General features: G+C 39.2%; 22 protein-coding genes and 2 pseudogenes. 4 read left to right on the top strand and 20 right to left on the bottom strand.

Going from position 1 to position 23,806, the window contains the following annotated elements:
• Positions 1-8: 8 nt before the first annotated feature.
• Together ACIG3F_RS06215 and ACIG3F_RS06210 are read right to left on the bottom strand one after the other, a co-directional pair.
• Entirely contained in the window at positions 9-344 is a 336-nt protein-coding gene (locus tag ACIG3F_RS06215; RefSeq protein ID WP_396469610.1) for a hypothetical protein, read from the bottom strand.
• A complete protein-coding gene (locus ACIG3F_RS06210) occupies positions 335-799 on the bottom strand; it encodes a hypothetical protein (protein WP_396469609.1) in 465 nt (154 codons plus the stop codon). The genes ACIG3F_RS06215 and ACIG3F_RS06210 overlap by 10 nt, the downstream gene beginning before the upstream one ends.
• 176 nt (positions 800-975) lie before the next feature.
• On the opposite strand from ACIG3F_RS06210, the gene ACIG3F_RS06205 reads away from it, so the two are divergent.
• Positions 976-1,356, top strand: a complete 381-nt coding sequence (locus ACIG3F_RS06205) for a hypothetical protein (protein ID WP_396469608.1) — start codon at positions 976-978, stop codon at positions 1,354-1,356.
• Positions 1,357-1,459: 103 nt separating this feature from the next.
• On the opposite strand, the gene ACIG3F_RS06200 is transcribed toward ACIG3F_RS06205, so the two are convergent.
• The 5 genes from ACIG3F_RS06200 to ACIG3F_RS06180 form a co-directional block, all read right to left on the bottom strand.
• The gene (locus ACIG3F_RS06200; protein WP_004642076.1) at positions 1,460-2,500 is read right to left on the bottom strand and encodes an IS481 family transposase; all 1,041 of its coding nucleotides are present in this window, start codon (positions 2,498-2,500) and stop codon (positions 1,460-1,462) included.
• A gap of 153 nt (positions 2,501-2,653) precedes the next feature.
• On the bottom strand, positions 2,654-3,517 hold the full coding sequence (tehB, locus tag ACIG3F_RS06195) for an SAM-dependent methyltransferase TehB (protein ID WP_396469607.1): 864 nt from the start codon (positions 3,515-3,517) through the stop codon (positions 2,654-2,656).
• Positions 3,518-3,734: 217 nt separating this feature from the next.
• Positions 3,735-4,007: a hypothetical protein gene (locus ACIG3F_RS06190; protein ID WP_396469606.1), complete on the bottom strand. Its 273-nt coding sequence runs from the start codon at positions 4,005-4,007 to the stop codon at positions 3,735-3,737.
• 109 nt (positions 4,008-4,116) lie between these two features.
• A complete protein-coding gene (locus tag ACIG3F_RS06185) occupies positions 4,117-4,866 on the bottom strand; it encodes a hypothetical protein (RefSeq protein ID WP_004729250.1) in 750 nt (249 codons plus the stop codon).
• Between the two features lie 242 nt (positions 4,867-5,108).
• Entirely contained in the window at positions 5,109-5,297 is a 189-nt protein-coding gene (locus ACIG3F_RS06180; RefSeq protein ID WP_262458973.1) for an ATP-binding protein, read from the bottom strand.
• A gap of 211 nt (positions 5,298-5,508) precedes the next feature.
• Here ACIG3F_RS06180 and ACIG3F_RS06175 point away from each other — a divergent pair, with 211 nt between their 5' ends.
• On the top strand, positions 5,509-9,522 hold the full coding sequence (locus ACIG3F_RS06175; RefSeq protein WP_396469605.1) for a dynamin family protein: 4,014 nt from the start codon (positions 5,509-5,511) through the stop codon (positions 9,520-9,522).
• Between the two features lie 92 nt (positions 9,523-9,614).
• On the opposite strand, the gene ACIG3F_RS06170 is transcribed toward ACIG3F_RS06175, so the two are convergent.
• Positions 9,615-10,658 (bottom strand): tetratricopeptide repeat protein, encoded by a 1,044-nt coding sequence (locus ACIG3F_RS06170; protein ID WP_396469604.1) that lies wholly within the window; start codon positions 10,656-10,658, stop codon positions 9,615-9,617.
• A gap of 2 nt (positions 10,659-10,660) precedes the next feature.
• On the bottom strand, positions 10,661-11,689 hold the full coding sequence (locus ACIG3F_RS06165; RefSeq protein WP_396469603.1) for a transposase: 1,029 nt from the start codon (positions 11,687-11,689) through the stop codon (positions 10,661-10,663).
• A gap of 61 nt (positions 11,690-11,750) precedes the next feature.
• Between ACIG3F_RS06165 and ACIG3F_RS06160 the strand changes: the two are divergent.
• Positions 11,751-11,857, top strand: a pseudogene (locus ACIG3F_RS06160) (transposase); the annotation flags it as partial.
• Positions 11,858-12,078: 221 nt separating this feature from the next.
• Here the strand turns inward: ACIG3F_RS06160 and ACIG3F_RS06155 are convergent.
• The 11 genes and pseudogenes from ACIG3F_RS06155 to ACIG3F_RS06105 form a co-directional block, all read right to left on the bottom strand.
• Complete coding sequence (locus ACIG3F_RS06155; protein WP_180186156.1) at positions 12,079-12,753, bottom strand: hypothetical protein; 675 nt, start codon at positions 12,751-12,753, stop codon at positions 12,079-12,081.
• Positions 12,734-13,702 (bottom strand): hypothetical protein, encoded by a 969-nt coding sequence (locus tag ACIG3F_RS06150; RefSeq protein ID WP_180186157.1) that lies wholly within the window; start codon positions 13,700-13,702, stop codon positions 12,734-12,736. Before ACIG3F_RS06150 ends, ACIG3F_RS06155 begins: the two co-directional genes overlap by 20 nt.
• Before the next feature lie 373 nt (positions 13,703-14,075).
• Positions 14,076-14,399, bottom strand: a pseudogene (locus ACIG3F_RS06145) (transposase); the annotation flags it as partial.
• Positions 14,400-14,599: 200 nt separating this feature from the next.
• Positions 14,600-15,472, bottom strand: coding sequence for a transporter (locus ACIG3F_RS06140; RefSeq protein WP_180186158.1), 873 nt, complete (start codon positions 15,470-15,472; stop codon positions 14,600-14,602).
• Between the two features lie 154 nt (positions 15,473-15,626).
• Positions 15,627-16,547, bottom strand: coding sequence for a catechol 1,2-dioxygenase (catA, locus tag ACIG3F_RS06135; RefSeq protein ID WP_180186159.1), 921 nt, complete (start codon positions 16,545-16,547; stop codon positions 15,627-15,629).
• Positions 16,548-16,731: 184 nt separating this feature from the next.
• A complete protein-coding gene (locus ACIG3F_RS06130; RefSeq protein ID WP_180186160.1) occupies positions 16,732-17,793 on the bottom strand; it encodes an NADH:ubiquinone reductase (Na(+)-transporting) subunit F in 1,062 nt (353 codons plus the stop codon).
• A gap of 50 nt (positions 17,794-17,843) precedes the next feature.
• Positions 17,844-18,206, bottom strand: coding sequence for a phenol hydroxylase subunit P4 (locus ACIG3F_RS06125; protein WP_104853300.1), 363 nt, complete (start codon positions 18,204-18,206; stop codon positions 17,844-17,846).
• Positions 18,207-18,323: 117 nt separating this feature from the next.
• Complete coding sequence (locus ACIG3F_RS06120) at positions 18,324-19,850, bottom strand: aromatic/alkene/methane monooxygenase hydroxylase/oxygenase subunit alpha (RefSeq protein ID WP_004971966.1); 1,527 nt, start codon at positions 19,848-19,850, stop codon at positions 18,324-18,326.
• 92 nt (positions 19,851-19,942) lie between these two features.
• Positions 19,943-20,209, bottom strand: coding sequence for an MmoB/DmpM family protein (locus tag ACIG3F_RS06115; protein WP_004971969.1), 267 nt, complete (start codon positions 20,207-20,209; stop codon positions 19,943-19,945).
• A gap of 11 nt (positions 20,210-20,220) precedes the next feature.
• Positions 20,221-21,225: an aromatic/alkene monooxygenase hydroxylase subunit beta gene (locus ACIG3F_RS06110; RefSeq protein ID WP_180186161.1), complete on the bottom strand. Its 1,005-nt coding sequence runs from the start codon at positions 21,223-21,225 to the stop codon at positions 20,221-20,223.
• A gap of 19 nt (positions 21,226-21,244) precedes the next feature.
• A complete protein-coding gene (locus ACIG3F_RS06105) occupies positions 21,245-21,538 on the bottom strand; it encodes a phenol hydroxylase subunit (protein ID WP_004971972.1) in 294 nt (97 codons plus the stop codon).
• A gap of 417 nt (positions 21,539-21,955) precedes the next feature.
• Here ACIG3F_RS06105 and mobR point away from each other — a divergent pair, with 417 nt between their 5' ends.
• A complete protein-coding gene (mobR, locus tag ACIG3F_RS06100) occupies positions 21,956-23,635 on the top strand; it encodes a phenol degradation transcriptional regulator MobR (RefSeq protein WP_180186162.1) in 1,680 nt (559 codons plus the stop codon).
• Positions 23,636-23,806 lie beyond the last annotated feature (171 nt).

Raw genomic sequence — 23,806 nt, 5'->3', positions numbered from 1 at the left:
TGGGCAGATTACTGCCCAGTTGCCTTACATAGTGCTTCAACTGCTGTATCTAATTGTAGATCCAATTTCTTAAAAAATTTTGTATCTGCGTTCTTTTCCCACTGCTTATATTCAAGGAAAAAAATATATTTTTTCAATGCATCTTCTTTCTTAACGGTTAATGACCCTTGCTTTGCTCTTTGAATATCTTTTTTTAACCGCTCATAAAAAGAAGCATCTGTATCAGAAAAAGTATCACTGAAAGCTTTTAAGTTTCCTGCATAAACTTCATTAATCAAGTTTAAAAATTTACCCAAATTCGTATTTAAGTTTAATTGAACTACTTCTGTACTAACTACGTGCATTCTTTTATACCTGCTTCAACCACTTCAGTATCTAATTTACCCCACAATGAATATTTTGTATTTTCAACAACATAAGTAGTAAAACATGTACATGTTTTATCAATACGCTCAGCATCCCACTTTTTCTTCTCTAATGCCAAATTAGCCTTACAATTGAGATCAAACTGCCTAACTTGTGTGCCTGTCCAATTTGTTTGTATTTTGGAATAATTAATTTCAGTTGGTCTGAGAGCATCCTTAATCTGATTTATACTTACGCCACCAGCAATCCCGATCATACCTGCGATAATTAAAGTTTTCAGTAAACCAGGTTTAGGCTTTTCTTTATTAATAAAAATTAATGGATTTTTACAAGTTCCACAATGATAAAGACCTTGTTCACCAATCTCATGAAGCTTATTTACTGTATTACAAGATGAGCAAGTAATATATCCATTTGTTTGAAGTTGACCCACTACAATCTCTAAAATAATTATTTGTTTTAAACAATTATAATTCTTAACTAGATGAAATGTTATTCCTTTGTAATTTCAGTTGAATAATCAACCAATAAAACCATATTTATGAAGCACTTAAATTTTATAAATGTATGATCAAGCCTCTTTTTTCCTATTTCCTTAAAAGGGTATATATGAACATGCTTAAAACAATGATCGCGACTGCAATCGTAGCGACTTCTGCATCTGCAATGGCAACTGAAGCTCAAGTTGCGCCAGCAACTGTTGTAACTAAAACAACCCAAACTGTTGCAAAAGAAACTGCTGCACCTGTACAAGCAAAAGTTGAAGATGCTCAAGCGACTGTTACTGCAACTCAACAAGCGGCTGAAACTAAAGCTGAAGCAGTAAAAACAGAAGCGACGACTCAAGTAGAAACGGCTCAAGCTACAGCAGAACAACACGTTGAAGCTGCGAAAACTGAAGCAGTAGAAACCAAAGACACGGCTGCTGAAAAAGTAGAAGTAAAAGCTGAGAAAAAAGGCTGGTTCTCTTGGTTTAAAAAAGCGGCTTAAGCTTTTTAAAAGCATAAAAAAGATGTCAGCCTGACATCTTTTTTTATTTGTACTAGCTCAAACCTGATCTGACAGTTACCCATTTTTTATTGTGCCTGTCAGGTTAAATTTGAGCTAAATTCTTCTCAGCCCAAATCCGTTTTCCATCAAGTAAAGTTTCAAGTGGTGTACGACCACAGCACATTTTTCCTTGATGAGTCCGTTCAGTATTATAGAATTTCAGCCAATCGTCTAGATCAACTTGTAATTCTTCCAATGAGCTATAAAGCTTCTTCCTAAACGTAATTTGATAGAACTCCTGCAAAATCGTCTTATGGAAACGCTCACAGATACCATTTGTTTGCGGCGAAGCTGCTTTTGTCTTCGTGTGATCAATATCATTAACTGCCAGATACAACTCATAGTCATGTTGTTCTACCTTACCGCAATACTCAGTACCTCTGTCTGTGAGGATGCGAAGCATTGGTAAGTCCTGAGATTGATAGAATGGCAACACACGATCATTGAGTAAATCAGCCGCTGTAATCGGTGTTTTTGTTGTATAGAGCTTGCAATGAACGACCTTGCTATAAGTGTCGATGAATGTTTGTTGATAGATTCGTCCAACACCTTTTAGATTCCCGACATAAAAGGTGTCTTGCGCGCCTAAATAGCCTGGATGAGCTGTTTCGATTTCACCACAAGCAACGTCATCCTCATGCTTACGTTCAAGTGCCGCAATCTGCTGATCATTTAATTCAATACCATCCTGTGCCACTTTAGCCTCAAGTGCTTTTAAACGCTTCTTAAAGTTTTCTAAATCATGACGAAGCCATATAGAGCGAACCCCACTCCCTGAAACGAATACACCCTTCTTGCGTAATTCATTACTAGTACGGTGCTGACCATATGCGGGATATTGAATTGCGAAATCAATAACAGCCTGTTCAGTAGCATCATCTACACGGTTTTTTAAATTTGGTACTCGACGGGATTTATTGATCAGTGCGTCAATATCACCAGACTTCACTAATTCCTGATAGCGATAAAATGTATCTCTTGAAACACCCATCACTTTGCATGCTCTGGATACATTCTGAAGCTCTTCAGCTAAATTAAGCAGACCTACTTTGTGTTTAATGATTTGATTGTTAGTATGCAACATAAGAAAGTTACCTTTGTTTGATTAAGATTTCGACACCTTTATCAAAACGGGTAACTTTCTCTTTTTCAAGAAGAATGTACGATCAAGTCTGAACTAATACATTTATTTTGGATGATTTAATTTATTTTCAGGAATTAAAAGACTTAATCTTATTTAAACCTTTTGCGCTAACATGGTGGCAAAGTGCTGTTTAATCCGCTGGCCCTGCTCATCGACACGATACAGCTCACCGATATCTTCATTGTATTTCACGATATTCCAGCCCTCATAATACCCTCGCAACTCCCCCGGCTGAAAAGCAAATGGAAAATCGGCTTGTGCCGGAATATCTGGCGTATCCATGGCACAAACAATCAGGTTATAGCCACCTGGCACGGTCGCCTGCTGCATCTGTGCAATGAGCGGTGGAATGGTTTTCGCCTCAAGGAACATCATCACTACAGTACAGTAGATAAAGTCATATTGGCCTGCAATGCTGGTATCCGTGTTAAGGTCGCGGCGCTGTACCTGCACATGATCAATCTGCTCGGTCTGCACGATCTGTCTTAAAGTCTGCAAACTGTTCTCGTTAACATCCCAGGCATCGACATTAAAGCCGTTCTGACTCAAATAAAGCGCATTACGCCCTGTACCACAGCCGACATCCAGCGCACGGCCACCTTTTAAATAGGGCATCGCTGCCAGTACTTCAGAATGGGTAGGATTTAACTGATATTTCTTGATGAAGTAATCCACAGGCTGGCAGTAAAAACGCAGCTGGCATTCGACATCTTCACTGGCAGAAACAATTTTGTGCCAGGCCTCAGGCCGAATAAATGGCGGTTGCTGCTCTGGTGTAAACACATGCTCTGATTGCACCGCACCAGATTCTTCCAGCATGGCAAAACGCAGCTCACCTTTTAATACTGTCAGTTTCACCCACGTACCCGCTTTGGTATTGTGTTGATTCTTGAAGCCCTGAGGAATACTCTGCTGGTTCCAGACTGGAAGTTCCTTATAACATCTCAACTGTTGCATAATTTTTTGCCCTCCATATCATCCATGCTCCGCCTGTCATTCTTTTGGCAGCGGTAATAAGTTTCAGCATAGCCTGTTCAAATCGGAATTGGAATCAGCGCCTGTTCGCGCTGTGCCGATGCAACAGCAAGATCAATACCAGTTTTCTATCAAAATAAAAAAGCTGCCTCTATTGAGACAGCTCGGTTGTATATCAATGAGGAATATGGCGATTCGATTAATGCAGCAGTTCCGACTTCAGCCAGCTGATGTATTTGTCCTGATCCATAAAATCCGGTGCGCTCCCCAAATCCAGACTGAAATACTGCTGATTGAACTGAATCACAATCTGTTCGGTATAGTGCCAGTCCTCGATCAGCGTGAAATATTGATTTAAGAACAATCGGTTCTTATCCTCGTTATTCATCCTTTGTAATTTTGGACATTTTTTATTTGCGACAAACTCACCGTACACCTGCTGAATATCAGCAAAAACCTGAATTGTTTGCATGATTCACCTGCTTAAATGTTATGTCGTGATCTGTGCGACCCCTTCAATTTAGCAAGAGAGTTTGAACAGCAGATGACAGTCCTATGGCAATCCTGTCATCTAAGTCAGGCTACAACTTGTTTTCAACTGCTTTCTGGTTGGCAGTCGCCACTCGTTCCATCTGCTTATTCAGATGCAGCATTTCTTTATACAGCGCATTAAACTCTTGCACGGCTTTATCATCATAGAACATAAAGGTATTATTTTTCTTTTGCCATTTATGCTTTTTCAATACTGCAAATAAGGCATCGGCCTTGGCCAGAGTCTGTTTTTCAATTTCAAAAATGACATGTGCATTACTATTTTGCTGACTGTCTTTCAGGGTCAGGCTCAGTTGCTGGCGATAACGGTTTTTAATATCCAGTTGCTGTGCCTTGTCGATCAGCTCGGCATCGCGCTGCTGGATTTTCTGCTGATAGCTGTTCACAATTTGATGGACTTGCTTGAGCATCGCTTCCGTTTCTTTATAGCCTTGTGCCTGATCCTTGGCCAAGCGGTCGATATTCAGAAAATTCTGCCAGTTGGCGGCTTTTAAGTCGCGTAGATACTGATTGCGTTCCTCGGCACTGTCGCGCAATTGCCCCAGCATAAACTCAGCCATGATGGCATAGTCACCATCCAGACGGTCATCCTCAAGTTCAATCTGAATCGGTTTAGACCAGTCCTGTGCCTGCTGCGCAATACTCTCGGTTTTTTCTTCAAGCACAGTTTCATATTCGAGCAGCTCGGCCTGATGTTTTTGCTGGACCGAATTCTGATAAAACAGCCCAATAAAAATTGCCAGTGTCACAGCGGCTACAATCATAAAAACACGCGGCATGTATACGCTCCAGCTCTGTCAGTCAGATCTTGTTGATTTACATCCACTATGCTTATTTTTTAAACACAATTCAAGGCATTTGATTTTTCCAATAATATGTCTAGCTTAGACAGAAATTGCTCCTCTCACAAAGCTACCTGCAAAATCAACAACTACTTGAACACCCATTCTCATTCAAGTTGGACACTTTAATAAACTTATTCAGGAATTAAAGTGTCGCCTTACTTGGACAAGAATCAAAACTAGCCTCCTTCTTTACCTCTCTTTTTACGCATAGATTCACCTTCTAGATTAAAAATATGGGATCGATGAACAATGCGATCTAATAATGCCTCTCCAACCGTTTGGTCTTCAAAATGATTTAGCCATATATTCGTTTCATATTGGCTTGTGATCAGAAATGAACCATTATCGCTGTGTTTATCTATCACACTGATTCAGAGTATCAAATTAAGCATCCAATGCAGTTTGATTGAGATTGCATCATTGTATTTCATTCAAATAAGCAGCTCTAATTCATTCAAACAGCTGATTAACCAAAAAAGTTTTGAAAGATATTACATCGTGGTAGAAGTCAGATATTATAATATTGATAGCTATACTAAAATTAATTTCATTAACTAGTAAAAATAGAATTGTCTTATGGAACAAAAGAGTACTGATTTCGCATCATCCTACTTAATGGCAAATCAAACTTTAGAAGATCAAAATCTAAGTAATCTACAGCACTCTGCTTTTGTAAATTTTTCAGATAACCAAGCACAAATAATTGGTAATAAATTTGGAGGAGCAGGTTACTTTGCTGAAACCCACCATGCAGCCAGTTATAATGTTAATCAATCGAATCAGTCAGGTGACGATGTTGCGAACTTAGTCAATAGTCGTGAGTTTGGTTCAGTCGATATTCAAACTACTTCGGGTATGGCATTTAATCCTAAATACTTTTCTACGCCTGAACAAAGCTATGCCGCTGGAGCAGAATTATTTACTGATGAATCCGGTACACTAGTCGCAAAATATGCTGGTCAGCAGATTATTGTACCAAGTGATCAGTTAGTCCAAGTCCAACAAATACATCAAACTCAAATTGATCAAGCCCAAGTCAATGGACAAATTGAACAAGTCAATGCGTTAAATCAGATTACCTTTACAGATCGTATCACTGATACCAATGGTGTTAGCTCAACGCCTCTTAGCTATACCGAAGCACAACAGGGAACAAGTGAGTTTCGTCAGGGTATGATGCCAGAATACGCTCAACAAAGTTCTACTATAGACCATACCGTAGATTTTATGGGTAATGCCTTGATGGCAACTGCTTTTGTCAGTGTATTTGAGCTTGCTCCTGCGATTACTCGTACTTTAAAACAAGTAGGTTCTGGCGAATTACAGTTAAATAATGCAGGGGCAACTTTACTTAAGGATTTAAAAAGTAATCAAACATTAACACATATTCAACAAGGGGCAGGAAAAGCCGTCACCGCAGGTGGGTTAACTTTTGTGACTCATATTGATGCAGGTTTATCAGCTTTTATCGTAACCTTTACATGGGATGTGAAACAAATTTATCAGCGTTATCAAAATGGTGACATTAATCGTGAAACCATGATGTCCGCAATTAAACAAGCGGGTTTAAATCGTGGGATTTTGACTTTAGTTACTGTGGCGGCGGTATCAGTTGCAGGAACAGTCGGCATTTTAGTCCCGATTTTGGCACAATGGCTAGTAAGTAATGTTAGAGAGCGTCAGCAGTTTGAGCATGGTTTAAAAGATATTGTAAATGGATGGATGCGTAGCGTAAATGAAACAGCACAAATCACCGCACGGCAATGGCAAATTGCTTATTCAGGACATCAACTTGCAATTACACATCAGCAAGAACAACAAGGGAAAAATATGAATCATCAACAACAATTAAATCATGATATTCATGATTTTAATCACACTATTCAAAATGATGATTTTACCCAAGAAATAAAAACCATTGCTACAAATTATGAACCATTGGCACTGGATTATTTACAGGCACAAAATCTATTGATTGCTGAACAGGCAAAAAGTCACCCTGAATTACAGGACTGTATAGAACGCTTTTTGATTGAGAATCAGAATAATCGAATGGTGATTGAAAATGCCGCTTTAGATGCGATGCAATTATTGCAGTATGACAATCAAAAGGTCACTCCTTTATCATTTTTGGATAAATTAAAATTAAAAGTATTTTCACAAGATGTTCTCGAGTACCAAGCCAATGAACCGATTAGAACATTATTTACTGCTCAACTAGCTGCTTTACGCATGCTAAAAGGGTTACAAAGTGAACAACGTCTATCAGTTGAATTTATAGCATTTATTCAATCTCAATTACATGGGATTACAGACAAGCTTCTACAGCAAGAACAAACTCGTTTAAACGATCTTGAACAAGTTTATCAATCAATGTCTTTGGCTTATACCTCACTTAGACAGCGTATTATCCAACATGAAGCTCGCATTGAACGCCTAGAAAAACATGAAAAATTACAAGATTGGTTGCAGCTTTCTCATATCCAAAAAATTCAGGGACTAAGCTATAAACAAATGCCTGAATCCTTGCGTTTATGCACTGCAATCAATGAATTTATTCATAAAACCGAAGGTGTTTGGGGGGGGAAAGATTTAGAATTTTTACAGGCTTTTTTAAATCAAGTCGGTTTGGAAGATATCGACCCTCAAGACTTTATACAAGATCTCTATATGCAATCGAACTTAAAAAATAGATTGTTCCACCAATTAAAAAAAATCAATCAGAAAGATTCTTTTGCAACGGCACAACAGCCCTCAGTTTTATTATTTGATGAATTATATTCCAACAGTATTCATGATTTTAGTCTTGAGCAAATTGTTAACTTAGACAATCTCTCCCTCTTTACGACAGGTAAGCAAAGTTCTGCATGGGATCTAGCTTTACTTATATTATGGCATTTAAAAACAGCAGGAATTACCCCCTATAGACTAACCTCAATCGATAAACAAAAACAGAATTGGTTAGCTGCTTTGGGACAGCTGCAACAGTTAATAGATGAACGCATCTTATCATCAGCTTTACAACCACAAATCAATCAGGTGAAAGCTAATATTTTAACCTTTAAATTATCTGTACCTTTGATTGGGAAATTTAGTGTCGGAAAATCTACTTTGCTCAATACATGGCTAGAGCAGAATATCCAGCTTACTGATTTAGGGGCATGCACTTCGTATCCGACAGAGTTTCACTATAGTGAATATGATAAACAAAAGGTAGTTGTGGTCACCGAGCAAGACAATATAAACAATACTCACCGAGAAGAATACACCCTAGATATTTATCAGCAGTTGCTATGTAACGGCACTTTAGAACAACAAAATATTTTATGGGTCGAAATTCATTTACATAATGCTGCTTTAGCTAGACATCCAGATTTAGTTATTGTGGACACCCCTGGGCTTGAATCAAATGTTGGCTCACATGAAGAAGCTCTAATCCGTTACTCAGGCACAGCCAATAGTAGTTTTATTTTATGTGTTGCTCGTACTCATTTGGGCGAAGCTGAACGCCAATTCGTATTACGCCAATATACGATGGGGAAACCAGTTTCTTTACTCGTTTGTCAGGAAGATTTAATCAGTAGCCAAGAACGGTTAGCAGTTCGACAAGCTATTGCGCAACAGTCAGCGATTGATGAAGAATATTCACTAGTTCGTGGCTGTTCCGCCCATGAAAATGATTTAAAAGGTTTAGTTGATTTATTCAATCATATTGAGGAACAAAAAGAAGAGCTATTTGAGCAAAGTTTAAAACATCAAGTTCAAACTTTAATTTTTTTAGCAAAACAGAATCTGGAACAACAATTAGCTACAGATACATCAAGAGAAACTTTATACCAACAAAAACAAGCTATACATGACTCACAACAACGAGTGAGAGAAGAGTATGAACGAGAAAAAGTAGTGTTATTACGTTTAGTTGAAAGTCATATCCGTACCGAGGTGATCAGCACTATAGATACTATGTTGAATGCACGTAAACCACACTATTATAGTGTTGCACAAAGTGGAGAAAGCACATTACAAGCTTTAATTCAGGCAGATGTACAAAATACCTTTCAACTGGCGACTGAGCAATCTTTATATCCGGTAATAGAGCGCTCTGCAAAAAAGCTCAATGCGGCTATCCTAATTCATCACAATACTTCCCTTGTATCTTATCTGCCGAATATACATGCAACGGATGAAAGTAATGCTAACACTGCAATGGTTGTCGGTGGTGCAACTGGTATTGTTGCATCTATGGCATTGGGATTGACATTACCTTTCTTAATCATTCCTGGAATTTTTGGTGGTATGTTCTTTGCAGAAAAACGTAAGCAAGAGCAATTACGTTTTGAGATCGATAATGTTATTGCCAATGTGTTAAATAACCTAGATCAACAAGTGGCTATACAGTTACGAGAGATTGCAGAAAATCATATTGAGACAATCTATCAAACACTTCAAGAGCGGTTACAGGCAGAGTCAGACAATATCATTAAAATTGAACAACAGCTTCAGAGAGATAAGGATGATCGTAATAAACTAAAACTGAGAGTTAACCAAGTCTGTGACTCCTTAAATACTTTGCTGAGTATAGAAAGATAGCAGGTAATAAGTATTTAAATTAATGTTTAACTTCTTGATTCATAGAGTTCATTATCAATTTAAATTCTCTATGAATCAAGAAAAATAAAGAATCATCTTTCAATTCTAAATAGTTTTTCCTCTGCTAGATCAATATTGTGACTTAGTGCTATTTTATACCAATATTTAGCCTCATCTATTCTATTGTCATAGTAAACCATATCACCAATATTAATTGCATAATTATAATCTTTTGTTAAACGAAATAATTTCTTATAAAGAAGAGTCGCCTCATAGTAACTTTTATTTTCTTCATGGAAATTTGCAAGTTTTTTAATATAAGAAATATCCTCATTATCATTTTTAGGATGCTGTTTTATCCAATATAATGCCTTTGTGCTATTATTTTTCAAATAAAAGTTTATTAAAAAATCTATAGATTCAATATTTCCAAGATGTGCAGATTTCTTATACCAAAGAAGCGCATTACTAATATCTTTTAAAGAATAATATGACTTTGCTATATCAATAATATATTGGGCATACTGTTCATTTACTGGCTTTTTATATAAATCAAAAGCTTTTTTCTCATTACCTTTTATTTCATAATAAGAAGCTAAATTAATTTGTGCGAAAATATCACCTTTTTCTTCAGCCTTAATTAACCATACAATTTTATTATCAACATCATTATTATATTTTTTTATATTTTCATAAATCTCATTATTTCTCTCATCCCGAACTAACTTTTGATACCAGAAAATTACATTTTTATATTGATTTTTTTTCTTATCAATAGAAATTAATGATTTGATCGCTTCTTTATTATCTTGATTAGCTAATTTAATATGCAAAGTTATGGCTTGTTCAAGCAGATTGCTATCATTTTTAGCTTCATATATTTTTGCTAAAGCAAACATCGCTTCAGAATTATCCATGTCAACTAATTTTTGATACCAATATATTGCTTTATCCATAGATAAGCTATCTGCTTTCAGTTCATAATATTTACCTAAAGCCAACATTGCATCAATATTGCCTTGATAAGCTGATTTTTCATACCAATATTCTTGGAAAGTAGTGTATTTACCAAGATTATATTGAACTTTTTGATTTGAAAAAGATACAGTAAAAATATATGTATAGGACTTACGCACTGTTATTTATAGACTCTCTGTGGTAGCAGATGATTTTTATCGAGAATAAAGTCATCAATAAAGTTCTTGATAATTGGTCTAAATAATTTCTTCTGCCAACGATATACATTTTCAAAGATCCGCTCAAACTGGTTCTTTTGTATCTCAACATAGGCCATCAAGGCTGAGAAAATATGATTCAAAATCAGCTTGGATCGTCTTACTTGAAACTTTTCAATATGACAAACCTGTTTAATTACTCGATGATATTGTTCTATTTTCCAATGACTTGAATGTAATTCATAAAAACCATCAAAGGACAATAAATCATCTTCATCTTGATGCACAATATAAAATCTCTGCTGTTCTTTTAACTGAGTCTTAAATAATTGTACAAAGCCAACATCTTTGAGCCAGACCACTTGACCCTGATGAAAATTCGGCAATAAACGGAGTTGAAACCATTGTCCTTTTTCAGGGGAAACCTTACGGTTACTGTCGACACCAAACATAAATCGAATACCATGTTTTCTTATGGTTTTTAGATTTTCAGTCGATGAATACCAACTATCACCTGTAATAAATTGAATCTTTGCACCCCAATTGAGTACTTCACTTAACATCTCCATAAAGTAATCATTCTTGGTTTTACTTTCTGACTTATCATAAATTCGAAAATTAATTGGAATATTTTTGCCATGTTGATCTGTCGCATACAAGGTAATGAGATTAATACCCTTGACGGATCGGTGGTGTTTACCTGACCAAAAATAGCTAACTAAGTCCATATGTTGACTATATGGCTTATCTAAAACAGTATCATCAATACTGACTATAAGTTTATTATTATCAATGTGTTGAATTGCTTCTTGATATAGATCGTGAGCTGTGTAGTCTTCACGCTCCAAAAAGCGATTTACACTGTCATGCGAGATATTATAAGTCTCGGCAAGTTGTGTGCAGCTAATAGAGTTTGGTTCTGTCATGAGAAAGCCCATATAAATGGGTAATGTACAAGTTGCTGTAGAAGCATGTTTAGTTCGTCTGATCACAGATACGTTATAAAGTAGTTTGAGACTTTTTTAAATCCGTCAATGCGTAAGTCCTACTTTCTTTAAAGAAATGTACGATGCAGATGATCTGCCTCTCTTATTAGTAAAGTGACGGATACTGTCATTGAACAAGTGACAGAATGGCAAAATAGAACACTCGATAGTCTTTAGCCTTTCAAACACTGGATGTCGTGATAATTGCTGAGTCCCCCGAAATGGATGATTCTTATATTCAGGCATCACCGGAAACTCTGCATTCCTCACTCTCAATTCAAAGCTCAATGCATCAAACCAGTCTTTATCAAAGCTTTCGTCATGAAGTTTGACCAGCTCGTTTGCCTCTACCGGGTACGTCACCCAGAGCTTAAGAATAAATCTCCCCATAAAACTTACTCTGCCCCACGTTTGATTTTTCTTTTGGCCTCCTCAAGACACTTTTTAAGCTCGTCGCCCTTAAGCACATCGTGGGGTTTAAGCTCAACGCCATCACCATAATCAGCAAGAATCTTCTTCTCGACAATCGTTGGCTTCTTCCAAATCGCCTGATGCTTGCCTTTTTCAACGTACTCTTTGACTACGTCAATGTAATTATCTTTAAATGCCTGATATGCTAGATTACAGGCTCTTTCAACATCCTTTGAAGACTGAATTGCACAAAACATTTCAGAACAGCGATCATACGCTTCTTTTTCAGCATTAGTAATTGGATGGTTTTTATTATTAAACCACTTGATTACATTCGATAAGGCAGCATGTTGCCGTTTGAATGAATCAGCAGCTCTTTGCTGTTCAGTGTGAAATCCGGTGATACCAAGACACCATTTGCGGAACATTGCTGGATCTGGACAAAAACCGCTATCACGAACCGTATTCAATCCAGTTAAGATCTGTTCACGAGTCAGACCCCTAATGCAGATTTTTATCGCTTGATTGATCGCCTCTAGAGGAATACCGTCAAAAGTCTTTTCAAAGGAACGTGGTACAATTGCTTTTAGGATTCCAACAAGATTAGCCGATTTAATTGATTGAATAGAATGTTGTGGATTAGAAACCATAGCTGTCATCAGCTTGCTCCTCGTTTGCGATCAACTGTTGAATCTCATCCCAGCGAGACGACTTTTGATTTTTTTGTGTAAATTTGAATAGCGGCTTAGGCTCAAACAGACCTTGATAGTTACCAGTGATTGATGTTTTTAAAGCCTGATTATTTCTCTCAAATCCCCACTTTTGGAAATCTTTATAGATCGTATTCAGGGCATTTTTGGTCAGTTTTGTTTTTGCTATTTGAGAACGAAATGAAACGTACTGCTCCCAGAGAGCAGAATCACAGAGGTTTTTGAATGTTTCAGATGTCAGCTTCATGACTTCGTCATAAGGTAGCTTTCGTGCTTTGTCTTTGCGTTCTTTTTCAGCTTGCGCTTTTTGTTGTTTTACAAAGATTAAATAAGCATAGAAATTAGCTTTCAACGGATTTTTGACGCGAAGCGACTTAATTAATAATTCTATAGATATAGTTCTATAAATTAATTCTATTGTGTCTTCAGTTTTGGAAGTGCTAGCGCTTTCATTTTGGAAGTAGTGGCGCTTCACTTTTGAAAGCGCTTCACTTTTGGAAGTAGTGCTTTCATTTTGGAAGTGCTCAACTAGTGAAACCTCATTAATCTGGTATTCATTACCCTTTCTATTTTTTTCACTAACAACCGAAATCACACCTAAATCTAGTAACTCCTTAAGACCTCTTCTGACTGTAGCTGTTCCCATTTTCTTAGAACCAGGCAGCTTTCCGCCTTGTAATTGTGAATAGCTTACGTGGTCAGTGACCTTGTCTTGAAAGCCGTTAATACGATCTTCAAGCTCCGCATAGATATTTCTTGCAGCGTCGGTTAAAAAAGGTCGTACCTCATACCGGTATAGCCGGCTGGACATGACATAGCCTTTTTCGAACTTATCGGCCATTTTTTTACCTTTGTTGAATGAGACAATATTATCCTCATCCTTTTTGAGTGCTGTCATACTGCACCTCTAAAACTAATAGATGTGCCTGAATCTAGCAGCACTTGAAAAAAATCTTTGTTGTAGGTTAAAAAAATATAAAAATAATCAATATGAGTTTAAATATTAATCAAACCTTATATTTCATCCCGTTCATATTTTTAATTTTGGCTATCTTTTCATTGTCGGCAATATATTCAGTACATCATACAAATACGCATACCAATCTAGCCATTCAGTTTTGTTTATTGAATCTAAGTCGTAATGTCGGCAGCTGCTGACCACGGCGCGATTCTGCAAATAGCCTGTTCTTGCATCACATTAAAAAAACCGCAACTTAGGCGGTTATTATTGATTTTTTCATAAAGGTAAAACTACAACCAGCTCTAAGAACCTATCCAGAATATTTTCTATGCAAAAGTAACCTTAAAAAGGCTAAATTAACGAATTGTAGGCTCGTATTTAGGTGCTTTTCACAGTTTTTCCAAAGTCTTCTGCATTTTTCCAACCAAGCAAATGATCTTTCAACAACCCAGCGTTGAGGAATGACTGCAAATTTATGTAATTCACTTCGTTTAGCAACTTCAACTCGAGCTCCAATTAAATTCTTAACAGCCAAAGAAAAGGGTTCGCCTGTATAACCACCATCAACAAGTACAACCTCTACATTTTGTAAAGTATCTCTATGTATAGTTATGGCATCTAATGCACCTTCTCGACTAATGTCGCTGGGATATGGTTTTCTCATGGGGGAAATTTAACAAATTATTTTTTCAATTGCGAAAAAAGAATGAAATTAATACTGGATAGATTCTAAGACGAGAGGAAAAAACTAAAAACAAGGAAGTGTAAAGAATTAAGCCAAGTTTAACTTGGCTTAATTTTAGGATCATGCTCTAAGTAAAAAACCTTATGTAGTTAAAATGCCCAGACCATTTTTAACGTGGTGGAATGCCCTTCAGGACGATGCTCCACTTCAGTTTCTTTCAGGAACTTGGCTTCCAAAGACCAGTTATCACGTTTGTATTGGATGGCAGGACCAACTGCCAATACCTGACCTTTTCTGCCAATGCCTTCGCTATTCAATTCATCTTCAGTGGTCTGTTTAAAAGCATAGCCTTCTAGGGCCAGCTTCAGCTGATCATTCAACTGATAACCGACGCTATAATCCCCTGCAAAATACTCACCCGATTGATAATTCGTGTCGTCATTCTCTGTATTAAAGCTATAAGACAGTTTAGTTGAAAACTCCCAACCTTGCGGCTGCAAATACGAGTAGGCAAAAATTGGACGAATGGTGTGATAGTTTTTGCCTAAATTGGCCACCACAGGACGGTCTGGGCGCGCATCATCATAATCACCTGTCGCCAACACACCTTCCAAAGCCGCAATACTGTGATGATTACCTTTATGCCATCCCAGCATTGCACCAATAATCAGATCTCCCAAACCACTGTTAGAATCTGACATACTTGCCGCATTTAAACGCAAATCAACTAGAGGCTGTGCCGCATACAGTCCCAACTGTCCGCCTGCAACTTGTTGCGGAGTCATCCATACCAAACGTGGAATAAAAGCATTGACATCGACATGGAAATTATCCGGACCATTTTTAAATTCGCTGGCGTGATAATTTTGATAATAACTGAGCAAGTACACACCTGGCGGTGGTAGCGCCCCTGCTGCAATCCCTTCTGCACCAAGTGCGAAAGAATCTAAACCGTTTTCTGTTGCACAAACATGTGTCGCCAAGCCACTTAACAGCATGAGTAACCATATTTTTTTATTCATAGAACATCCTATTCAATAGAAATTTTAATGCAGTCGGTTCGCTCTGCTTGAGTCATTCATGCACTCGCGACAGACTTCTGGGAATAGCATCACTAATTGAATTGATGATGCTATAAAGACAAAAAGAAATTAGATAACAAGTGAGCTCCGGTATTTAAGCACTGGCGCGACGGCGTTCCACCTCAGTTGAAGGGGCATTATCTACATCTTTCACCAATTCAAAATTAAAGGTGATGTTTTTATACGGCTTATCTAAACCACGACGTTGAATTTCTGCAGCATCGTTTACATCCACTGCGGTTGCCACCAAACCTTCACGGGTGGCAAAAGCAAAGTCATCCCACAGGTATTGATCACCTTCAATATTAAATTGCGTGGTCAATTTACGGAAACCTGGTGCAGAAACGAAGTAATGAACGTGCGATGGGCGGTTACCATGACGTCCAAGCTTATTCAATAAAGCTTGAGTCGTACCATCTGGTGGGCAGCCATAGCCAACTGGGATAGTAGTTTGAGCCACATATTTACCCGCTACATCACTGAAAATGGTACGGCGTAAGTTAAAGTCAGACTGTGTTTTATCAAAGAATGAATAATTGCCTAGGCCATTGGCATGCCACACCTCAACTTTGGCATTTTCAATGATGTTGCCATCGGTATCCGTCACGGTACCTTCAATAATTAAGGTATCTAAATGATCTGATTCTGAACCATCATCCATACGGGCAAAACCGACTGATTCAGGTGCACCTGCCACATAAAGTGGTCCTTCAATGGTACGTGGTGTACCACCACTCACACCTGCTTTGGCATCGGCTTCATCGGCACGTAAATCTAGGTAATGCTCTAGACCTAAACCCGCAGCCAATAAGCCCAATTCATTGGCTTTGCCTGCATCAGTAATATATTCCAGACCTTTCCACACTTCTGAAGGTTGAATGTCCAGATCTTCAATGATTTGGAACAACTCTGCGACGATACGTACCACAATCTGCTGTACACGCTGATCCACCGGTCGCGTAGCAGTGTCGACATTCATTTTCTTCACCAAAGCATCAATTTGTTGACGGTCCATGTAACTCTCCTTGGCTATTCTTAGCGCTGCTAGGTTTAGTATTGCTGTTTTTTTGGCTTTTACTTTTTTTACACTGCATGTTGCAGTGCTGTACTTTTAGGAGACTCGTACCACTGCTGATCTAGCATCGGCACAGCCCTGTTTCCTGAGTAATTTTTTATTCGGTATAGCTTAGAAATATTTTTTAGATATGTTTAAACAAGGCTGAACGTGCCTGACCACTGGCACCATCGGCAGCACTTAAGAAACGCTCGGTATGAATATCACGTTCAAACAACCGGCTTTGCATTAAGGTCGAAATCGCCGAATCAATCATCACCGGTGGGCCACATAAATAGGCTTTATGTCCAGCACAACGTTGCTCAAAATAGTCGGCAACAGCTTCATGCACATAGCCTGCAAAACCTGTCCAGTGATCTTCTGATTTAGGTGCATTCAATGCAGGAATGTAACGGAAGTTTGGATAGTCTTTGACTAACTGTTCAAACAACTCACGGTTATACAGTTCGGCTAAATCGCGTGCACCTTGGAACAGGTAAATGGTACGGGTATCACCTGATTCAAGTAAATCTAAAATCATAGACTGTGGGCTCGATAAGCCCGATCCACCGGCAATAAAGATCGCATCTTGATCATCGGATTTACGCACAAAGAACTGTCCGTATGGTCCTGAGATTTCCAGTTCATCGCCTGCTACAAGTTGCTCATGCACATACGTTGTTGCACTACCGCCTACCACATGCCGAATATGGAGCTCGATAATGCCGAGTTCACTTGGGGCATTGGCAATTGAAAAAGCGCGTGTGCCTTCAATGCCGGGGAATTGTACGTTAATGTATTGCCCCGCCTGAAAGTCCATCGGATGGTCTAACTGTAAACGTACGCCTTTAATGGTTGGAGATAAATCACGGACTTCAATGACTTTGGCCGAATAGTCTTGTACCAAATAACCCAGGAAATCAGGGTCTTCATCGACATCGGCTTCAATCACCATATCCGATTCCGGCTTACAGCAGCAGGCCAGCACCTTATTTTCTTCACGTTCCAAATCCATCAGGGCAAACGGTGAAGCCTCGCCCACATCGTAATAGCCATCGGTCACTTGAACTTTACAAGTGCCGCAAGTGCCATGTCCGCAGGCAAATGGCAACCAGACGCCCTGACGCAAAGCAGCATCTAAAATGGTTTGATCCTCTTCAACCTCAATAGTTGTGCCAATTGGCTCGATCGTAACTTGATAGCTCATTTGTGACCTCCTGTCTTACTCTTTATTGTCTTTGTGTTGCTGTTAATGTCTTAAACGTGTGCGCCCTTGTACCCATTCAGTCCTGGGGTCACAAAACGCAGTAGTGATTTTTGATCGAAGCCAATTTCTGCCAAGGTCTGTTCAGGGCGTGGCTGAATTACCTGTTTGTTTAAAGTAAATTGCACTTCATCCCATTTAATGTTTTCAAAGTCAGGATGTTGATGGAAACCCGCCTGCATTTGCTGATCCAAAAATTCCTGAAAGGTTTGCTGCGGCGAAACCAACATGGCGTGTGCAGAACAATATAAAGTGTGATGATCCCAACCCACATACACCAAAATGTTGTCGCCATAGTGTTTTTGTAGGTCGCGTGGTTCAAAGTCGTAATCTGGGCGAATAGCGCGTACTGACATGGTCATTCTCCGTATTGGGGTGGTTTGAGCCGCAAATGACTCAAACCGAAATCCTTTTAAATTTGAATCTTGAAATAACTTAAATTTTAGATATTTACTTTAGATAGTGAATGAGCGTTAAGCCGCATCACCTTTCCATTTTTTCCAGCGTTGCTGGTCTGGTGAACCTTCAATATCCAAGTTATCTGCACCGACATTGAAGCGATAATATTCGCGCAGCATGTTTTCCAAATCTAAGCCACCACAGTTGCCTTGTAGAATTTGGTTCACTGGCAACCATGCCTGCACATATTTTTCAGGTTCACGTTCAAAAATATCGTGACAACCATCTGAACAGGTGTGGTAACGCTCGCCTTTATAAACAGACTCACGATACGTAAACATGGTCGGATCGCCATCCATTTCGGTGAAAGTCATTGGCACTTGGCAAATTTGGCACAATTGCGGTAAGCCTGCGCTGTAGAAACGCTTGCCTTCTGCTTCCATCTTGCGTGCTAACTCCCACTTTGGACGGTAGTATTTGTCAAAGGTGTCTGGATATTTTTCAGATAACCAATCCATTTCCTGATCGGTTGGAATCCAAGTATGGAAACCTGCTGCATGACCGAAGTTATAGAAAATCCACCACGCTTGATGCGACACGTGTTCTTTTTCTTTGGTAATTACTTCTGAATATTTCGGCATACGAATACCGTAACGGCTCAAGTCTTTAAATAACGCACCGCCCGCTTCTTCAAAGTAGGTTTCCCACGCTTCTTTCCACGACATCACTTTGTTTGGCAGCATGTAGTCCATCATCATGCCAACTATAGATAACAGACGAGTCCCACGCCAGAACCACTTATCAATCCATTCCTGTACGATTGGCACGTTATCTTCGTGTTGTTCTAACAAGAATTTCACGATTTCTAGACCTAAAGTCATGTGACGTGCTTCATCGGACTGTGCACTAAAACCAAAGGTGACCGTTGCCATATCGCCATTGTGTGCTGCACCTGACATGAACGGTACGAACAACAAGTTGGTCAATACATATTCAAAGGCAAAGCTAATGGCTAACAAGAACTCAAACGGCCCTGCTGAACGCGCATCTTCAAAGAAAGATTTTGGTACAGACAAGTACCAAACGCGGTCATGCATGTGCGACCAATCCTGAAAACCATCAAAGAATTTGTTGTAATGGCTCATGGCATGAATTTGCGTCTGCACGTGACGTAATTCATCAATCGACTGCATTTGTGATGCGATACGTGCACCTACACCACTGAACTGACGCCCTACATGTGCATAACCTTGGAATGCCTGATATTCAAGCGGAGTTACCGCAGTTAAAAACAGTTTGATGGCATTCAAATAACGCTCATTGGTCACGTTCATTTGACCGTTGTTTTGTGCAAAAGCATCAAAAATGGCGTAAAGTTTTTTCTCTTTTTCTGCCTGATACTTCCAGTAAGCATCCATGGTTAAACGGAATGGATCTTCCCATTTAGACCAGTCTGTAATTTTAATGCCTTCAAATTCTTCGTATGGAAAGGCTTCTTTGCGGTCTGCATAAGAAAAGTCCCAATCCAAGTCACGAGTAAGTGCGCGATAACGGTCTTTGGCATTCAGTTTTTTTGCTGGGGTTTTAACTTGTGAATTCATGCTCATCATCCTTAAATTTTTTAGCGGCAATCTATGCAGCAATATGTTCTGGCGGCACTGTACTCAAATTGGCTCAGTGCACATCCTTATTCCTAGTTCCAGTGCAAACGGAAACTGTCATCATCTTCTTCGACGTTGCCGCCCAACGTAATCATGTTGAGTTGTAAAGACTGAATATCCCAATCTTGTCCAAGTTTTTCAGATACCGTTTCTGCTTTAACAATCAGACCTGTTTCGCTTTCTACCCGAATCATGGCTGGCAGATATTGAATCGTGGCATCTGGGTTGTCTTCTTCAATCGCTTCAATGATGTAGCGCGACGTGTCATTGTCCTGTAATGCGAGATAAACCTTAGACATGCTGCTTCTCCTTAAGCCTGCAAAATTTGTTCGAGTTCGATGCCAATTTTTTTACTGCGTTCCAGCAGTTTTTGTTCTGCAATGTCGACTGCATCTGCAGACAACGCCTCAGCTGCCCACGCTGCAAATGCCGCTTTCACTTCAGGTAAATATTCGGCTAACCACTGGCTCAACAATTGTTTGTTATGTGCAGATTCTGCAGCTGCGGTTTTAAATACGCTGTCTGACCATTTGCGTAAATCTGCCATGGCTTCCTGCATAAATTCCATCAGCATCGCCAAGTCACGCGCCTGATGCTGTGCCAACCACTGATCAAACTGGGTGTAGACCAATTCACTCATAAAGCTGTCAATCACCAAGTTTTGTAATAAAAACAGTTTGAAATAGTCTTGTTCAGTCAAGCTTGTTTCACACAGTTTGCGCAGTTCTTGCCAAGCTTCATCCTGCATCCACGCTTGTTTGGCTGGAATTAAAGATTCACCAGTATTGCCATCCAGCGCCAAACCGACGCGTGAGATGTACTGCGCCATGCCTAAACGATCCATCGCGGCATAAATACAGGCTTGGGTCAGTACCGTACCGTAACCATAAGCACTGCCCGACATCATGTGTAAATTGGCAGTCTGTTCGATATGACGAAACGGCAAAAACAAGGCAATCACTTTGGCTTTGACATCTTCAGAAATATGCTCTGCCAACTGACGCTTTTCAAAAAAGCTAAAGTTACTTTCGGCAATGTCCTGCAAACGCGCACGATGCTGCACATAAGTTCCGTAATAAAACTGACGCGGGTCTTTAAATGCGTACCAATCCTGCATTTCAATTGCAGTATGGGTTTTATCATTTAAGGTTTTTTCAGGTTTCCACAGCGGACGATAGTGAAAGTTGGTTTCCGCCTGAATATCAAAACTGACTTCCTGATAACGGGTGGCTGGCTTGTTGCCAAAACGGCGCTCAATATAGGCATAGTTTTGACGAATTGGCTCAATACCCGCTGTTTTAATTTCTAAAGTCATCGCTTATCTCCTTAAGCATTCAGTGTTGATCTTCATGATCAATGTTGTATCGCTGTGCACCGACTAAAGTGTCGTGTTCAATGCCGTAACGCCATTTGTCTTCTTCAGCATCATTCACGGCTTGCTGTTGTTCGCTCATTTCCACCACTTGATTGGTTGCGCAGAACTCGCGGAATGCTTGCTGCGGTAACACCAACTCCACATATAAAGTGGGATCGTGAATGGCAAAGTCGAACTCGACAAATGCGGCATTAATATCGCCCGTTACCCGAATATATTTGGTTAAGGGCAATGCGCCTGTTGCATCCTTCATATTGTTCTCCTACAAGATCTGATTCATTCAGAACTTGCTTCAGTTGCTTCATGCATCTGTTGCTTACTTTTACTATTACAACAAGCGTGCCAACTTTATAAAAACATTGAAAAACAGCAACTTAAAAAATCTGAGTGTTTTTATAAGAATTTGGATTTCATGATTTGATGAATTTTGATGTTTAAAAAATTTAAGATTTCATGATTTGATGAAATACAGCCCGTACAGATACAAAAATTTACCCTTGGGCTTTATGCAATTCGCTTATGATAAAGATGAAATAAAAACAACAAAAACATAGAGATACAGCCGAATACCTTTAAGGTTTGGTATGATGCTGTTTAGGTATTATTGAATTTTCACGAATTTGCATAAGATGGCTAAATAGCCTCGAATTTAATGGATTAAACACGGCGCATGGTACAAGTAAAATACGACAGCAGCGGCAAATATGCAGGTCATCCTCAGGAAATTCACGACCTGCTTTCCAAACTACATTTTGACACCGAGCGTGGACAAATCTGGTTTGATGAGTATCGCATGTTGCTGATGCATACCAGCATCATGGGCTATTTGCGTAAAGACCTTGCCAATATGATTGGGATGGAACGCACCAAACGCTTTTTTATTCGTTTGGGCTATCAGGCAGGTCTGAAAGATGCCGAAGTCACCACCAAAATGCGTCCAGGCTTAAATGAAGAGCAGGCTTTTATGGCAGGGCCGCAAATGCACGGTATTCGTGGCATGGTGCAAGTTTCTGCCAACCAACTGATTTTAAATCAAAAGAAAAAACAGTTTTATGCAGACTTAAACTGGCATAACTCCTTCGAAGCCGATGTGCATGTTGAGCAATTTGGACTGAGTCACGAACCTTCCTGCTGGATGCTACTAGGCTATGCTTGCGGTTACAGCAGTTTTGCCACAGGCATGACCATTATTTATCAGGAAGTGGAATGTAAAGCCTGCGGGCGTGAGCATTGCCGCATTATTGGTAAACAACTCAGTGAATGGGAAAATGCCGATGAGTTGATTCAATTCATGTCGCCTGAACCGATGGAACAGGAACTCATTGCGCTACAAGCAGAACTGTATGAACTGAAAAAGTCGATTTATACCACCAGTAAAAATGACTACAGCATGTTCAGCTCAGTCGGACAATCTGCAGCGTATCAACGTGTCTGTGACTTACTTAAAAAAGCTGCAGGCGCTAAAGTTTCCATTTTGCTGCAAGGCGAAACTGGCGTAGGCAAAGAAGCTTTTGCACGGGGTGTACATGAACTCAGTCAGCGTAAAGAATCTGCCTTTGTCGCAGTCAACTGTGCGGCAATTCCACCAGAGCTGATTGAATCTGAACTGTTCGGTGTAGAAAAAGGTGCCTTTACAGGCGCACATCAATCACGTTTAGGCAAGTTTGAACGTGCACATAGTGGCACCATTTTTCTAGATGAAGTGATTGAACTTTCACCACGCGCTCAAGCAGCTTTGCTCCGCGTGTTGCAAGAAGGTGAAGTGGAACGTATTGGTGATTCTCAAACCCGTAATATCGATGTACGCGTAATTGCCGCTACCAATGAAGATTTAGAACAAGCAGTCAAAGCTGGGCGTTTCCGTGCCGATTTATATTACCGTTTAAATATTTTTCCTGTGCAAATTCCACCATTACGCGAACGCCGTGAAGATTTACCGCTTTTGGTCGATCATTTCTTAAAACGCTTTGAAAAAATGTATGAGAAACAGATTCAAGGCATCAGTGAAAAAGCCACAGCCTTTATGAAAAGTTATGCTTGGCCAGGTAATATTCGTGAGCTTGAAAACTTGTTGGAACGTGCAGTACTTCTCACAGAAGATCAGCAACTAATTAAATTAAACGCTTTATTTCCACAAATGCAAACTCAAGATGATGAGACAAGTGAGCAAACAGTGACGGATTTAGATACACTTTTTGCAGAAGATTTTGATTTAGAACAGCATGAACAACAGTTAATTGTAACCGCCATGCACAAAGCCAAACAGAATATTTCTGAAGCAGCACGTTTATTAGGTATTAGTCGAGCAAAGCTCGATTATCGACTTAAAAAATATAATTTGAGCCTGTAAATAATTTTATTTAGAGCTATCTCTATAATTTTTAGGAGTTTTGTAACATAAATATTTAAAAGTTAAAATTTCCCTAAATCATCTAATTTTAATCAATCATCTACTGATTTCAAAGTGTGCTGTGAACCGTACCGGGTTTGTCGGAGACCACTTTCCCTGAGAGAATGTCCC

Origin of the sequence: Acinetobacter sp. NPDC052428, assembly GCF_044547685.1 — a bacterium.
GTDB classification, from domain to species: Bacteria; Pseudomonadota; Gammaproteobacteria; order Pseudomonadales; family Moraxellaceae; genus Acinetobacter; species Acinetobacter lwoffii_G.
This window is presented reverse-complemented; position numbering and strand designations above follow the sequence as displayed.

Excerpts from the sequence above, each read along its gene's own strand:
- ACIG3F_RS06215 (WP_396469610.1), bottom strand. The coding sequence starts at position 344 with ATGCACGTAGTTAGTACAGAAGTAGTTCAATTAAACTTAAATACGAAT.
- ACIG3F_RS06205 (WP_396469608.1), top strand. The coding sequence starts at position 976 with ATGAACATGCTTAAAACAATGATCGCGACTGCAATCGTAGCGACTTCT.
- ACIG3F_RS06200 (WP_004642076.1), bottom strand. The coding sequence starts at position 2,500 with ATGTTGCATACTAACAATCAAATCATTAAACACAAAGTAGGTCTGCTT.
- tehB (WP_396469607.1), bottom strand. The coding sequence starts at position 3,517 with ATGCAACAGTTGAGATGTTATAAGGAACTTCCAGTCTGGAACCAGCAG.
- ACIG3F_RS06190 (WP_396469606.1), bottom strand. The coding sequence starts at position 4,007 with ATGCAAACAATTCAGGTTTTTGCTGATATTCAGCAGGTGTACGGTGAG.
- ACIG3F_RS06185 (WP_004729250.1), bottom strand. The coding sequence starts at position 4,866 with ATGCCGCGTGTTTTTATGATTGTAGCCGCTGTGACACTGGCAATTTTT.
- ACIG3F_RS06175 (WP_396469605.1), top strand. The coding sequence starts at position 5,509 with ATGGAACAAAAGAGTACTGATTTCGCATCATCCTACTTAATGGCAAAT.
- ACIG3F_RS06155 (WP_180186156.1), bottom strand. The coding sequence starts at position 12,753 with ATGACAGCTATGGTTTCTAATCCACAACATTCTATTCAATCAATTAAA.
- ACIG3F_RS06150 (WP_180186157.1), bottom strand. The coding sequence starts at position 13,702 with ATGACAGCACTCAAAAAGGATGAGGATAATATTGTCTCATTCAACAAA.
- ACIG3F_RS06140 (WP_180186158.1), bottom strand. The coding sequence starts at position 15,472 with ATGAATAAAAAAATATGGTTACTCATGCTGTTAAGTGGCTTGGCGACA.
- catA (WP_180186159.1), bottom strand. The coding sequence starts at position 16,547 with ATGGACCGTCAACAAATTGATGCTTTGGTGAAGAAAATGAATGTCGAC.
- ACIG3F_RS06130 (WP_180186160.1), bottom strand. The coding sequence starts at position 17,793 with ATGAGCTATCAAGTTACGATCGAGCCAATTGGCACAACTATTGAGGTT.
- ACIG3F_RS06125 (WP_104853300.1), bottom strand. The coding sequence starts at position 18,206 with ATGTCAGTACGCGCTATTCGCCCAGATTACGACTTTGAACCACGCGAC.
- ACIG3F_RS06120 (WP_004971966.1), bottom strand. The coding sequence starts at position 19,850 with ATGAATTCACAAGTTAAAACCCCAGCAAAAAAACTGAATGCCAAAGAC.
- ACIG3F_RS06115 (WP_004971969.1), bottom strand. The coding sequence starts at position 20,209 with ATGTCTAAGGTTTATCTCGCATTACAGGACAATGACACGTCGCGCTAC.
- ACIG3F_RS06110 (WP_180186161.1), bottom strand. The coding sequence starts at position 21,225 with ATGACTTTAGAAATTAAAACAGCGGGTATTGAGCCAATTCGTCAAAAC.
- ACIG3F_RS06105 (WP_004971972.1), bottom strand. The coding sequence starts at position 21,538 with ATGAAGGATGCAACAGGCGCATTGCCCTTAACCAAATATATTCGGGTA.
- mobR (WP_180186162.1), top strand. The coding sequence starts at position 21,956 with ATGGTACAAGTAAAATACGACAGCAGCGGCAAATATGCAGGTCATCCT.